Origin of the sequence: Desulfosporosinus lacus DSM 15449, assembly GCF_900129935.1 — a bacterium.
Classification (GTDB): domain Bacteria; phylum Bacillota; class Desulfitobacteriia; order Desulfitobacteriales; family Desulfitobacteriaceae; genus Desulfosporosinus; species Desulfosporosinus lacus.
In genome coordinates, this window is the sequence record NZ_FQXJ01000003.1 from 38,308 (window position 1) to 51,480 (window position 13,173).

13 protein-coding genes are annotated in these 13,173 nt (G+C 42.5%); 2 read left to right on the forward strand and 11 right to left on the reverse strand.

Annotated elements, in window-relative coordinates:
- Window positions 1-56: 56 nt before the first annotated feature.
- The 5 genes from purR to BUB11_RS00225 form a co-directional block, all read right to left on the reverse strand.
- A complete protein-coding gene (gene purR / locus BUB11_RS00205) occupies window positions 57-869 on the reverse strand; it encodes a pur operon repressor (protein ID WP_073026899.1) in 813 nt (270 codons plus the stop codon).
- Between the two features lie 5 nt (window positions 870-874).
- Window positions 875-1,567 (reverse strand): GntR family transcriptional regulator, encoded by a 693-nt coding sequence (locus BUB11_RS00210; protein WP_073026901.1) that lies wholly within the window; start codon window positions 1,565-1,567, stop codon window positions 875-877.
- Window positions 1,568-1,595: 28 nt separating this feature from the next.
- On the reverse strand, window positions 1,596-2,447 hold the full coding sequence (ispE, locus tag BUB11_RS00215; RefSeq protein WP_073026903.1) for a 4-(cytidine 5'-diphospho)-2-C-methyl-D-erythritol kinase: 852 nt from the start codon (window positions 2,445-2,447) through the stop codon (window positions 1,596-1,598).
- A gap of 253 nt (window positions 2,448-2,700) precedes the next feature.
- Window positions 2,701-5,358: a cyanophycin synthetase gene (gene cphA, locus BUB11_RS00220; protein WP_073026905.1), complete on the reverse strand. Its 2,658-nt coding sequence runs from the start codon at window positions 5,356-5,358 to the stop codon at window positions 2,701-2,703.
- A 95-nt stretch (window positions 5,359-5,453) separates the two neighbouring features.
- Entirely contained in the window at window positions 5,454-6,254 is an 801-nt protein-coding gene (locus BUB11_RS00225) for a cyanophycinase (RefSeq protein ID WP_073026907.1), read from the reverse strand.
- Between the two features lie 224 nt (window positions 6,255-6,478).
- Between BUB11_RS00225 and BUB11_RS00230 the strand changes: the two genes are divergently transcribed.
- Window positions 6,479-6,817 carry a L,D-transpeptidase gene (locus BUB11_RS00230; RefSeq protein WP_073026909.1) on the forward strand — a complete coding sequence of 113 codons (339 nt, stop codon included), beginning with the start codon at window positions 6,479-6,481 and terminating at the stop codon, window positions 6,815-6,817.
- Window positions 6,818-6,948: 131 nt separating this feature from the next.
- Here the strand turns inward: BUB11_RS00230 and yabG are convergent, their stop codons facing one another.
- Window positions 6,949-7,791, reverse strand: coding sequence for a sporulation peptidase YabG (gene yabG, locus BUB11_RS00235; protein WP_073026911.1), 843 nt, complete (start codon window positions 7,789-7,791; stop codon window positions 6,949-6,951).
- Between the two features lie 97 nt (window positions 7,792-7,888).
- Here yabG and BUB11_RS00240 point away from each other — a divergent pair, with 97 nt between their 5' ends.
- Complete coding sequence (locus BUB11_RS00240) at window positions 7,889-8,755, forward strand: glycosyltransferase family 2 protein (protein WP_073026913.1); 867 nt, start codon at window positions 7,889-7,891, stop codon at window positions 8,753-8,755.
- 5 nt (window positions 8,756-8,760) lie between these two features.
- Here the strand turns inward: BUB11_RS00240 and BUB11_RS00245 are convergent, their stop codons facing one another.
- The 5 genes from BUB11_RS00245 to BUB11_RS00265 form a co-directional block, all read right to left on the reverse strand.
- On the reverse strand, window positions 8,761-9,357 hold the full coding sequence (locus BUB11_RS00245; RefSeq protein ID WP_073026915.1) for a hypothetical protein: 597 nt from the start codon (window positions 9,355-9,357) through the stop codon (window positions 8,761-8,763).
- Window positions 9,358-9,555: 198 nt separating this feature from the next.
- The gene (gene rsmA, locus BUB11_RS00250) at window positions 9,556-10,380 is read right to left on the reverse strand and encodes a 16S rRNA (adenine(1518)-N(6)/adenine(1519)-N(6))-dimethyltransferase RsmA (protein WP_073026917.1); all 825 of its coding nucleotides are present in this window, start codon (window positions 10,378-10,380) and stop codon (window positions 9,556-9,558) included.
- Window positions 10,364-10,915 (reverse strand): ribonuclease M5, encoded by a 552-nt coding sequence (gene rnmV, locus BUB11_RS00255; RefSeq protein WP_073026919.1) that lies wholly within the window; start codon window positions 10,913-10,915, stop codon window positions 10,364-10,366. Before rnmV ends, rsmA begins: the two co-directional genes overlap by 17 nt.
- Before the next feature lie 182 nt (window positions 10,916-11,097).
- A complete protein-coding gene (locus tag BUB11_RS00260; protein ID WP_073026921.1) occupies window positions 11,098-12,267 on the reverse strand; it encodes a glycosyl hydrolase family 18 protein in 1,170 nt (389 codons plus the stop codon).
- A gap of 107 nt (window positions 12,268-12,374) precedes the next feature.
- Window positions 12,375-13,082, reverse strand: coding sequence for an N-acetylmuramoyl-L-alanine amidase family protein (locus BUB11_RS00265; protein ID WP_073026923.1), 708 nt, complete (start codon window positions 13,080-13,082; stop codon window positions 12,375-12,377).
- Window positions 13,083-13,173 lie beyond the last annotated feature (91 nt).

Genomic DNA, 13,173 nt, shown 5'->3' on the forward strand with positions numbered 1-13,173 from the left:
TCAATTTTAGGAAAATTTCTATTAATAATAAAAATATCTTATTTCATTTGTATAAACTAAAAAACAGAAACAACCGTTGTCTTTCCTGAATATGGATTTAGTTCCTTGAGTTGCAACAAAGACAAATACCCTTCAACGAGCTTAGGCTCTGCCGTTATTTGAGCTTCTACCAAAATCCCAATTCCGACAACGTCTGCTTCAAATTCTTCCATCAAGTTTTTAATTCCCAACGCCGTCCCGCCAGCTTTCATGAAATCGTCAATAATCAGAACACGTTGCTGAGGTTCTAAGGCCCTTCGAGAAAGCGACATAGTTTGAATACGCCGAGATGATCCAGAAACATAATTAATACTGACTGAAGAACCTTCCGTAACTTTGTTGCCACTGCGAATGACTACCATAGGAAGTCCTAATGCCTCAGCTGTAACAAGGGCCAAAGGGATCCCCTTTGTTTCGATAGTAACTACTACATCAGGCTTCTTATCTCGAAAAGCACCAGCAAAAATTAAACCTAACGGCCGCAAAATTGAGGGATCGAACAATAAGTCGGTCATATACAGGAAGCCCCCGGCAAGAATTCGCTCCTTATCGTTCAGTCGTTCAGCCAGTGAACTAAGGACTTGTGTTGCTTCTTTTCTAGAGATCTCTGGAATGTAACGCACTCCTCCGGCTGCCCCTGAAATGGTTTCGAGATGACCGTGCCCTGAATGGAGTAAGCTCCCCTTGACAGCCATCAAATCCTCACTAATTGTAGACTTAGCCGTTCGAAACTGTTCTGCAAATAAAGTTAACGGAGTCAGGACATTCGGTTTTAACATCAACACTTGAGTGATGGCTACCATCCGTTCCGCTCTTTTCATCTTTTCCACGTTTTTTAATCCACCTTGTCCGGATCATTCTTTATACTGAGTACATCGAACATAACATTCTCTGCAGTAACAATATGTGCCATCGCTAAAGATTGAGCTTCCTCGCTATTATGATTTCTTAAAGCCTCAACAATCATTCGATGCTCCTCAATAGCAAGTTTATTTCGTCCTGGAACAGCTAAAGAAGTGGCGCGAAAACGTTGAATCTGTTCTCTTAAGTTCGCTAAAATTTGAATCAAACGTTCATTGCGACTCGCGCTATAGACTAAGGCATGAAAATCTGTGTCAGACTTTACAATCTGTTCTAAGTCCAGTTCTCCCTCGCCGGCTTTATAAAACAAGACCCTTTCCATTTGTTCCAATTCGTCCTCCGTAATACGTTCGGCTGCGAGTCCTGCAGCCAATCCTTCAAGAGCAGATCGGATTTCAAAAACATCAGCAACATCTTTCGACGAAACGCCGGCTACGTAGGCACCCTTGCGGGGAATCATTACAACAAAATTCTCAAGTTCTAATTTTCGAATTGCTTCACGGACCGGGGTTCGGCTAACTCCCATTTCTTCAGCCAGCTGAATTTCCATTAACCGCTCTCCCGGTTGGAGAACGCCGCTCAAAATAGCCTCCCGCATAGATTCAAAAACAATCTCCCGCAGCGGTTTATAACCATCGAGTATTACCGGTAACAATCGTTTCTCCACCAAACTATCCCCTTTCAAACAATTACTGTCAAATAGTATTCGTCACCCAAACATATTTAAAACCCTTTTTTCTCAACTTCTCCGCTACTTGCATGGCGTGTTGCTCTCCTTGAGCAATCCCAAATACACTCGAGCCGCTGCCAGACATTAATGCTCCATAACACCCTGAGTCGAGTAAACTCTGCTTATATTCGAGGATATTAGGAACTAGTTGAATCGAGGCCGGCTCAAGATCGTTATATAGCAATTCGGCGATTTTCTGAACCGAATTCCCGCTTAGAGCCTTTTCCCAATCCATTTTCCTTAACAATCCTCCCTGTCCTCCCAAGTCAAACTGACGGTAAGCTTCCCTGGTATTCACCCCATCAATTGGTTTAATTAGAACAAGATTCATTTTGGGAGCTGAGGGCAATTGTTCAAGGCGCTCGCCCCGTCCAGTAGCCCACATCGTTCCACCCTGTAAACAGAATGCGACATCTGCCCCACACCTGCTCGCTAGTGCAAGAAGCTCCTTCTTACTCAACGGTTCTCCATAGAGCTGATTTAATAATCTCAGGGTTGCCGCCGCATCCGTACTCCCTCCAGCTAATCCGGCTTGAATCGGAATATTTTTCTCGATCTCAATTTCAATTCCTTCGGATTGTCCACATAGTTCTAAAAACTCTACCGCAGCCATATAAGCCAAATTCCTAGGGCCGCTTAATGCTCCACAACGACATACAACCGTTTCTCCATGACGACGAACCCGAACAATATCGTGCAATACAATGGATTGCATGACACTTTGAAGCTCATGATACCCATCTTCTCGAATTCCTTGAATGGCTAGAGCCAGATTAATCTTCGCGTTTGCGAACGTTGAAAGAAAAGATCCTTCCATTTGCATTACCTCTTCCGAACATTGCCAGAGTATTTCCTTTCATTATACATATTTTTAGGTTGGAGTTCCAGCACTTCTCTGGGTAAAATCTTTTAGAAAACTTGGCTGACGGCTGACAAAGTTGCACTTATGCTTGGAAAGTATATAATGACGAGTTTTATACTTTCTGACTGTACAAACAAATAGGGCGAAGATAATCCTCGCCCCTCCTAACTCTTGATACTTAATAAACTTTCCCTTGTTGTCTCAAGCCCTAGAATTCTCCACCAACAACCCAATCATTCTGAGATGGTATATAGGACAAGGCCTTTTGCAATTCCATTCTTTTTCTAATCTCCTCTTCAATCGGCTCTAAGTGCTCATAAAACATCACAAATGTGTCTCCTGGCACGCAACTGTCAAGTCCCTGAGAGAAAGCTTCTATTTCTGGCAGTACTACTTTTATCTTTTTGGGATCCATTCCACATAGTATCGCCTCATCATAAAGCAATTGAGCAATCTCCCCAGGTTTTCGTCCTCTTAAATCAGAATCCTCGCGAATAATTAACCGCTGGAACCCCTTTGCTGCAATCCTCCCTACTTCACGAACTGTTTCATCTGGCCGATCCCCTGGCACAGTGATACATCCTACAAGAGATTTCTTTTTAAATTGTTTAAGAGTCTTAGCAATCTCTTGAATGCCTGCTGCATTATGACCATAGTCAATAAACACCTGGACCCCATCGAGTTCATATAGATTAAGTCGTCCGCGATTATGCTCCGCATCTGATGAGAATTCTTGAAGAGAATCTCTAATGGTCGCTGTACCTATTCCAAGTGCCCAACCTGACGCGATTGCTGCTAAGGTATTCTGGATATTATGCTTTGCCTTGCCATCCCACGTCACAGGAATCTGTTTTACGGAGCAAATCCGAAAAACTTCCGAACCTTGGCAAAGCAAAATCGTACCTCTCCGTACAAAGACAGCCGTTCCGCCTTTCCCCAAGTGTTTACGAATATGAATGTTATCTTTTTCCGTACTGAAGAAGATTACTCTTCCTTGCGTGCGCTTTGCCATCTGAACTACATAAGGATCATCCGCATTTAGGACCACATAACTATGAGGCATAACCACCTCAGCAATCAGGCTTTTAACATGAGCAATATCATCTAGCGTCTCTATTCCATATTGTCCTAGATGATCATTCGAAACATTGGTGATTACCGCTACATCCGCATAGTCATAACCTAAACCTGATCTTAGAATCCCACCCCTTGCTGTTTCTAAAACAGCGACCTGAACTTGGGGATGCCTTAAGACAGCTTTAGCACTCTCCGGACCAGTGGTATCTCCTTTAACCCACATCTTTTTATTAATATATATCCCATCAGTTGAAGCCATTCCCACTAAAAGTTGCTGATCTGCAAGCAACTTACCAATCATACGAGTAGTTGTCGTTTTACCATTTGTGCCACTGATCGCAACAATTGGGATGCGTCCATTTCCGGCAGGCAGTATTTGCTCTACGATTGCTTTACCCACATTTCTCGCTTTTCCCTTACTCGGAAAATGGTGCATACGAATTCCTGGAGCTGCATTTACTTCAATAATATGACCGCTTCTCTCACGATAGGATGCCTCAATATCCTCGATGACTAAATCTATGCCTGCAACATCCAACCCGATCAATTTCGAGGCATAGACTGCCAAATCCACATTATCAGGATGTACCAGATCGGTTACATCTTCGGCAATCCCTCCCGTGCTCAGATTGGCACTGTCCCGCAGATATACCACTTCTCCCTTTTCAGGAACAGAAGACAGGGTCAAGTTTTTGAGAGTCAAGTTCAAAAGCACCACTGAATCGATTTTAATTTTCGTTAAAACCTTCTCATGATCATCTCCACGCAGTGGGTCAGCATTGGTCTGAACAACTAATTCCTCAATTGTCGATTTCCCATCCCCTGTTACATGAGCTGGAACTCTCTTGGCAGCGGCAATTAGACGTTCTCCAACCACAACCAAACGATAATGTTGTCCCTCAATATATTCTTCAATGATAACCCATTCACCATAGGTTTGCGCAACTTTAAACGCAGCTCTAACTTCAGCCGCATTTGTAAGCTGAAGAGTTACGCCTTTCCCTTGATTTCCATGCAACGGCTTGATCACTACCGTGGTTCCCATATCAAGGAAAGCCTCCACAGCTTCTTCTTCCGTTCTGACAATATGTCCGCAAGGGACAGGTACCCCGCCCTCACTAAGTATCTTTTTAGTCATTTCTTTATCACAAGCAATATCTACCCCAATGCTAGATGTTGCATCCGTAATCGTCGCTTGAATACGTCTTTGGTTCCGACCATACCCCAACTGCAACAGGCTCCCCTCATTAAGGCGATGGACTGGAATTCCGCGTTCCTTACAAGCATCAACTATTACCTGCGTAGAAACCCCCAATTCACATTTGGCCATGACAGCCTTAATTTGCTCTACTGCTCTTGACACATCAAAAGTGTTTTGATTCAGAAGAGTTTGCACAAGCAAAAATCCCTGTTTAAATCCCTCAATTGCGCCAGCTTTAGCTTCATAATTGAAGATGATCTCATACCAACCAGGTTGATCTAGTATAACCATAGTTTTGCCATATTTAATACTTTGCCCTGCTTGGGTTAAAAGCTCTATAGTCACATGTTCAATGACATGTCCTATAAGGGTTCCCTCTTGCAACCGCTCCAGAAATCCGCCACGTTTACCCCGTGAACAATAGTGCTCATCCAATGTGGGCAAATGTTCGACGAGTCGCTTCCCGAAATCTTCCAGTTCATTAGTAAACCGTTCTGTCCATTCTTGGAGATCCACAATCGCTCGAATAATTGGGCGATGGCTGTAAACATTAGCCCCTTCGATTGTTTGGATTTCTCTAATCTCCATTTTGTTTTTGTTCCTCCTTAAAAGCAATGGGTCAAATATCCTTCACTAGTTTTAACCTTTTTCCCTCTTGGTATTCCTCATTAGTTTGATTTTACTTAAAGCAGGGAAACCCTCTGTTTTAGATCAAAACCATAACCCTCGGATAGAACATGCATTAAAATTGGGCTTAGTACAAGGGATTGTCCTGGAGTTGTTTCCGAGACGTTCGTAGTTGTCGAAGTGGATGCATCAACCACTGTTACTGTATTGCTTCCGATGACCGAAAATCTTGCATCAGACTGTACTAAAATTGCGGTATCCTCGTCAATTCCCACGCCAAGAACATATGGATTTTGTGAAATTGCAGATAAAAGTCTGCCGATTCGCCCACGCTGAGCAAAATGTTGATCAACCACCACAGAACGAAGCAGTCCAAGTCCCGGGGCCATGGACAAAGTATTTTTCTTTGCCGTTCCTGCTTCTCCACCAACAATCATTGTATCCGACATGACTGAGGCTCCTGCGCTGGTTCCTGCGATAATGATTCCGTTTTGGTACAACTGCTGCAGTTTCCGACCGAGTAAGGTACCTCCCAGCAATCCCGTAATCCGAAGTTGATCACCACCTGTAAAAAAAATCGCTGTTGACTTCTCAAATTCATTTTCAATGCCTTGCCTATTTGCTTGGATTCGGTCTGAAACATCGAGAACCTGAACTTCCTTGGCTCCTAGTTCTAGAAACAAGGCATGGTACTCTGTCCCTACTTGAAGCGGGTATTCCGTCGCAGCGGTCAGTACCGTAATACGGCTTTCTCTGCCGCCTGATTCCTCGACAAAACGCTTAAGGATTTTGCACTCGTTCTTTTTATCTTCTGCTCCACCAATAATAAGTAGTTTTCCTTCCACATGTTCTGTCAAACTGATCCCTCCAGTCCAAAATCGTGGTTCGAACACGGAACATCGAATATCGCTTGCATCCCTGAATAAGCTCAACTAACTTCCAAATGGAAAAAACTCTATCGGAACTAAGCTCCCTATAGTCTCCACCCAGAATAGGTTCAATTATGCAACGAACATTCAGAAATCACGAACATAGCATGAGATAAAACCAAATTATTAAGAAAGAAAGGAGCTTCTGCTCTATGCTCAACCGCCAAATTGTTATTTACACGGCCAGTCGATTGCTTGAGCTCTATGAAGGGACTCAACGAATTTGTTCTTATCCTGTTGCAGTAGGCAAAGGATCAACCCCCACTCCACCGGGCCATTACACAATTGCCACCAAAATGGAGTACCCCGGCGGAGCCTTTGGCAGTCGTTGGCTGGGACTCTCTATCCCTCATTATGGAATTCATGGTACTAACAACCCTTCAAGCATTGGGCAAGCTGTTTCGAAAGGCTGTATCCGCATGTATAACCATGATGTCGAATACCTATACCAAATCGTCGAAATTGGAACCCTGGTAACTATTCAAAGGTAACCATTCTAAACAAACTGACGCGGGAGACGGTTCTCTTGTCTAAAAGACAATAAAACTATTCCCGCGTCTGCCTTGTGTCTAACTCCACCCTAAGCATCTAAAAGATAACTGTCGTCTGTCTGATTTTCACCTTAATAAGGGCTTCGAGGATACCCTCGTCTCATCTGCCCCCTCGTCTCAACTCCGCCAACCCCATCTGTCCCTGTAATCGTGTGTGTCAAGATATCTTTTACCGAAACAATTTGGTCTGTGGGGGTAAAAGCAATTCTCTCAACGATAAAAACAGGGTCAAAGGCATGGATTAGCATGCGTTTCGGAGAGGAAGCAAAATTTGCTCCTGCGGAAAGAATTGCTTCATAATTAGATTGACAGGCGCCTGCAAAAATCACCAACGCATCTAGATTATGCTGAAAACGTCGAGCTTCTAAGACAGATTCCACAAAATAGCGAGAACTACGATAACTATCCATATTATGAAAATCCTTTTTTCCCGAAATCAATCCGTCGTGACCTGTCAACACCAAGATATCCGCGGGATTTTCCTGCAGAATTTTCCGTATAGCCCTTGGTTGTTCTATTTCCGACTTGCAAATTCCCTTAGCCTCAATTCCCATTTGTCGATAGGTCTTGATACACTGGTGTAAATAATCTTGGTCCCCATCAAGCTGTAATACCCGGCCCGGTATCTCAAAAAATTCTCTTTGATCGTCTTGGACTGTCTTCCTTTGATTAGTTAATTTGTGTAATCTCTGATAAATCATTTTATGATCTTCGCGCTCATAGTTGGCAACTTCAACGGGACTCTTTAGTACAAGGTCGGAGATAGGAGCATCCGCTAACAGTCTTAAATTCAGACCTTTAAGAATCACTAAACCCGAACCTTTGCTTTTTAAACTCCCCTGTATCTTATCAACATGGAAAAAGATATCTTGTTGATGAGAGAGACGCGCAACAATATCCCCAACCTGAACCATAGATTGACCTCCTTCTCCTTTTTATTGCTATATACTATGTCGAACATAATCAAACGGCATATAGTATAGCAAGTTAAGTTAAAGGGGGCCCTCCACGATGTTCGCAACCATTATTCCTGCTAAAAATGAAGAAAAGAGCATCTTGGCAACTCTGACCACCATTCTCCGCCTTCCTATCAGTCACATCATTTTAGTTCTCAATGGTTGCACAGACCGGACATTTGAACTTATCCGTTCAATCCCTGATACTCGAATTCATATTCTCTACTTCTCTGACCCTCTGGGAATTGATATACCGAGAGCCATTGGAGCACTCTATGCGCGACATCTAGGAGTTAAAGGAGTACTATTTGTCGATGGAGATATGTCGGGAGATATCTATGAGAATCTGGTTAAGCTCCTTGCTTCCATTGAGTCAGGAATTGATGTTGCTCTTACAAATTGTTATCCTTACATTCCACATCGTCAAAAGCTCGCTAATCTCGTCCTTAAATTCAGAGCCAAACTCAACCGTGAACTAGACTTGTTTAAAAGTCTTGGCCTCGCAACCCCCACACACGGACCTCATGCGCTTTCAGAACGAGCCTTGCAGAGTCTTCCTCTCGAAGCAGTTGCAATTCCCCCGCTTACTTTGTATTGGGCTAAGAAAAGCAACTTAACTATTAAGGTAGTTGCATCCATTCCCCACGAAGCGCTCCATTCTCCTAGAAAACACCGGCGTCATGCCCGTCTGATTGCCGAAACCATCATTGGAGATTGCCTAATGGGCTTATCTCTGGCTCAAAATGAACCCCCGTCTCGATCACTGGGCAAACACAATTTATTGGGATATCACCCGGAACGACGTTTTGATCTCCTGGAGTATTGGGAACAATCCCTTAAGTCTCAAGGAATGTTTTATGAGCAACATATCATTATTCCAGGATCCTCTCTTCCTATTACGAACTCCTCTAAGGGTCGATAAGGAGTTCATTGAGTTCTTGATTTTGGATCAATACTATGCTTTTGAAAGTAATCAACTATTTCATCCTTTTCCTCTGCTTGCACATGCACGGTCGGTTGCATTTTTCCTTCTCGCACTCCACTCCACTTCATGTAAATCGTTTGATTATACGATTTATTCAAGATGGGATCTGTATACTGTAAGTCAACAACCACGTAATGCTCGTTAATATTAAGTTGTTTAGGATAAAGCTCGTCACTAGGTATGTTCATAACCAAGCTTGAGGCAGCATCCTTAGGTATTTCATTAACAATTGATGACTCATCATAGTAAATCGGCTCAGCCGATAACTGCTCATCAAAGACGACAGTCGTACTTGAGAGAGTAATGGCCGGGTGTATACCCACATTATTGAATTTCAATTCTAAACTAAGTTCATCGCCCAGCTCTACTTTTGGGGACTCCTTTAACACAAAATAAGGACGTGTTGTCTCTTGTTGAACCTTCCAGGCGGCAACCGTTAAATAGACAGTAATTAGCGCCGTAATGGCAAGCACAGACGTCGCTCCCGTACCAATAACGCTCGACCATTTTATTGAGCTATGCTTAACACCTTTTCCCAAACTTCAGTTCACCCTCCATTAATCTTACCAAACCTCTTCAGTCTGCTTCGTACTATGAATTAGGCTATACGTTAATGAACCCCAGGTTATAGTTTTGGATATTTCTCTTGTTTTATGCCCTTTAGACGAAATATTGTCCGTTAAATATAAAAGCCCTCCACATGGAGAGCTTTAGGCGACATTGAATTAATCCCCGGTTTATAGGAAGGCTTTTGTTAGTACTTGGAACTCCTCAATACTCAGTGACTCTGCTCGCCGGCCATCCGAAATTCCGGCACCTTGCATACGTTCAATGACTTCTTCTTTTTTTAACCCCAGCCCGCCGGCCAACGAATTGCCTAAGGTCTTTCGCCGTTGGCTAAAGGCAGCTTTAACCACTCGAAAGAAGTCTCTCTTATTCACATTAAACCCTGGGTAAGGGCGAAGGTCTAACCTAATTACCGCTGATGTTACCTTTGGAACCGGCCAGAATGAACTTGGCGAAACATCCCTAACTTTAGTAACTTTGGCAGAAATCTGAACAGCAATAGATAAAATTCCATAAGTCTTACTTCCTGGACCCGCAGCGATCCGATCGGCCACTTCTTTTTGAACCATAATCGTCATCCCACTTAGTTGATCTGCCTGATCTAGAAAGTGCATAATCAGCGGGCTGGTAATATAGTAAGGTAAATTTCCTACCAAATAGCCCATTCTGTCTCCCCATAAATCTTTCAAATCAAGCTTTAACGCATCTTGATGAACAATTTCAATGGGGTGTTCCTTTAGCTCCTTTTTCAGAATGCTAATCTTATGATTATCCAACTCGACTGCCCACATCTTCGGTACCTTTGGAGCAAGAGCACGAGTTAACACTCCAAGACCTGGCCCAATTTCTACTAGAGGAACATCTGGTTCCACTGTACTGGCAGAAACAATGCTTTCAATTACTTCATCACTTATCAAAAAAACCTGACCCATTGATTTATGTGCACGTGCCCCATATTTTACGAGACGTTGAGTATATTCAGCTGAAGTCTCCACGTTGCACCTCCTCTGCTGCTTGAAAAAACTGCTCACGGGAAATTCCAAACCGATTCAATCGATGGAGAAATTGTTTTGCATTAGAATCCCCGATTCCCAACTTGCGCCCAAGAGCTAACCTATTTTCGCTGGCTCGCGCAAACCCCACAAGCCCTGTATGCACTAAATCCTCTATAGTGAACTTCTGGTCTGGAGTTGCCTGATCTTGTTTAATATCAGAAAAGGCGCGACGGATTTCCTCTAAGGCTGCATTTTCGACCCCTATATCTCCTTTTTTTGTCGCAACTTTTCTCGTCAAATAAACATGCTTGGCCTGAGGAACATGCCCTCGAATGCGATTTCGGATCTGCTCTCCAACTGTATCCGGATCAGTAAAAACAATTACCCCTTGTCGGTTAGCCATTTCTGCAATGTACTCTAACTTCTTTTTAGTCAGCCCAAAACCATCGGTCCAAATTATATCAACTTCCCCAAGGGCAAGGCGCACCGCATGCGCATCATTTTTCCCTTCTACAACTATGAGTTCCTTTATCATCCTTGATTCCTCCGTTTTCAACTCCTATATCTTAACCGAGAATGACGAAATACTCAAATAAACGGGTTATAAACTTGGCTGACGCCGTTATAGATTAAAAAGGAGGCCGTAGCGAAAACTGATAAATTAACAGTTTTTTCGCAACAGCCCCTTTTAAATATCTTTTTAAATATTTAAGAAGTTTATTTCTTTTCTTGAGTATCTTTATTTGTTCCATACGTCTTAATTAGCTGATCCCAGATTTGAGGGTCTTCCATACCTAAACGCCAAATAGCAACACCATGTAACTTGTATTTAAGCGCATCGTCCATCTTAGCTCTTAAGCTGGCGATGTTCTCAAAGTAGACTTCGTGTCGTATCCCATTTGCGGTATAGGTAAATTGTGGAACTTTAGCGTTAGGGTCAGTATGAATTTCTACACCATGCTTTTTAGCTCTCTCAACCGTTTGAGCATAGGACAGATAATCTGGCATTGTTGGCTTGTTTGTTCCCCAGTCAAATGAATATACTGGGAGACCCATCACAATCTTTTCTTTAGGGATTTTTCCCACAGCGAATTTAATTACTCGATCAACCCATCCCTCAGAAGCTACCGGCCCTTGGGTTGTACCCAGCCCATGTTCATCATAGGTCATTAGAATAATTTGATCTGCGGATTTACCAATGGCCGCATAATCATACGCACCCGACCATAGATCTGACGGATAATCTGCAAACTTTGCAGGGATAGAAATATTTAAGACTTTATCTTTTGCTTGGAGCGCTTTCTTAAGCTCTGCGACAAAAGCAGAAAAATTATCCCGGTCTCCAGGAGGGGTTTTCTCAATATCGATAGAAATTCCATCCCAATTATCTTTAGTTGTCAGATTAACCAAGTTTGTTACTAAGTTTGACCTTTTCCCCGGATTTGATAACACACTATGCGCTAGATTCTCATCAAAGCCAACCGTCCCTTTTAATTTCATGTTATGCACCAAAGCATAAGCTTTGGCTCCATTTTTTTGAACCTGATCTTTGATTTTTAGATCAATTTCTCCTGAAGGAATGACTTTGCCGTTCGCGTCAAAAGAGTACCAGAAAAACGCAACTTCATTTAGTAGCTTTCCATTTTTCAAAGTAGTTTCTTTTGAACTAGGTACAGGTCCCTCTTGGTCAGTATAAAATCCCATGACAACTCGCTTTTCAGGCCCCAATACGGATTCACGTGTTGCCCCTGCCTCGGCTTCTGGCAGTTGTGCCGTTTGCTCCGGTGGTGTTTCGGGACCAGCCGGTGGTTGTACATTCGTACATCCTGTCAAGCTAAGGCATAAAACCAAGGCACTAGTCGCCAATAAAGTCAGAAACCGTTTCATGCGCACTTCAACTCCTTAATCTAGATTCGGTAACTGACTTTATCTTCCCCGCTTCAAAAAGAGGTTATGTATCTAAGAATAGAGCGTTAATATCCTATTTAAGCTAATTATGGAAGTTCAAAATAATTAGAAATTCCTTTGGCAATTGCTCTGGATAGTTGTTCTTGGTACCAAGTTTGTTGTAATTTCTTCTGTTCCTTAGCACTAGATAGATATCCGACCTCAACAATAACAGCAGGCATGCTAGTGTTTTTAATGATATAAAAGTCTCCGGGTTTTGCAATCCTGCGATTCATTCCATTTATTTTTATCATTTCTTGTTGAATTAATTCTGCTAACCTTTTTCCAGATTCAGATTTATAGTGATAAAACGTTTCTGCGCCAGAATTTTGACCCGTTAAAGTCGCATTAACATGCAAGCTGACAAAAATATCCGCTTTTTCTTCTTTAGCCATTTCAATACGATGATTCAAGTCAATTTGTTTCTTTGTTGTTTTTCCCTTAACCCCATTTGGAACATAATCTAGATCTTCCTCGCGAGTAAGAAATACTTCTATTCCACTTGGCATCAACATCTCTTTAACCTTTTGGGCAATTTTAAGATTTATCGATTTTTCATAAATACCCTGAGAGGAAACCGCTCCAGGATCGTATCCTCCATGCCCCGGATCGAGCATTACCACATAACGGTTTTCAAATTGACTGACAACAGCAGTTGAACCTTGCCAAAATACAGAGAGTACCAGTGTACACATCACACCAATGACAAGCAAAATTGCAAACTTAGTTCCTATTATCACTTTTGGCCATCGCATTCAGCACTCCCCCGTTTCGCGATTCTATTAAAGAGTATGTGCTGATAAATAAAGATATACTTTCTAGAATAAAAAGAGGCCCTCGCTTTAA

What these genes read in the sequence shown, in the direction of transcription:
- ispE (WP_073026903.1), bottom strand. Translation starts at nt 2,447, where the DNA reads ATGGAAGGATCTTTTCTTTCAACGTTCGCAAACGCGAAGATTAATCTG.
- cphA (WP_073026905.1), bottom strand. Translation starts at nt 5,358, where the DNA reads ATGGAGATTAGAGAAATCCAAACAATCGAAGGGGCTAATGTTTACAGC.
- BUB11_RS00230 (WP_073026909.1), top strand. Translation starts at nt 6,479, where the DNA reads ATGCTCAACCGCCAAATTGTTATTTACACGGCCAGTCGATTGCTTGAG.
- yabG (WP_073026911.1), bottom strand. Translation starts at nt 7,791, where the DNA reads ATGGTTCAGGTTGGGGATATTGTTGCGCGTCTCTCTCATCAACAAGAT.
- BUB11_RS00240 (WP_073026913.1), top strand. Translation starts at nt 7,889, where the DNA reads ATGTTCGCAACCATTATTCCTGCTAAAAATGAAGAAAAGAGCATCTTG.
- rnmV (WP_073026919.1), bottom strand. Translation starts at nt 10,915, where the DNA reads ATGATAAAGGAACTCATAGTTGTAGAAGGGAAAAATGATGCGCATGCG.
- BUB11_RS00260 (WP_073026921.1), bottom strand. Translation starts at nt 12,267, where the DNA reads ATGAAACGGTTTCTGACTTTATTGGCGACTAGTGCCTTGGTTTTATGC.
- BUB11_RS00265 (WP_073026923.1), bottom strand. Translation starts at nt 13,082, where the DNA reads ATGCGATGGCCAAAAGTGATAATAGGAACTAAGTTTGCAATTTTGCTT.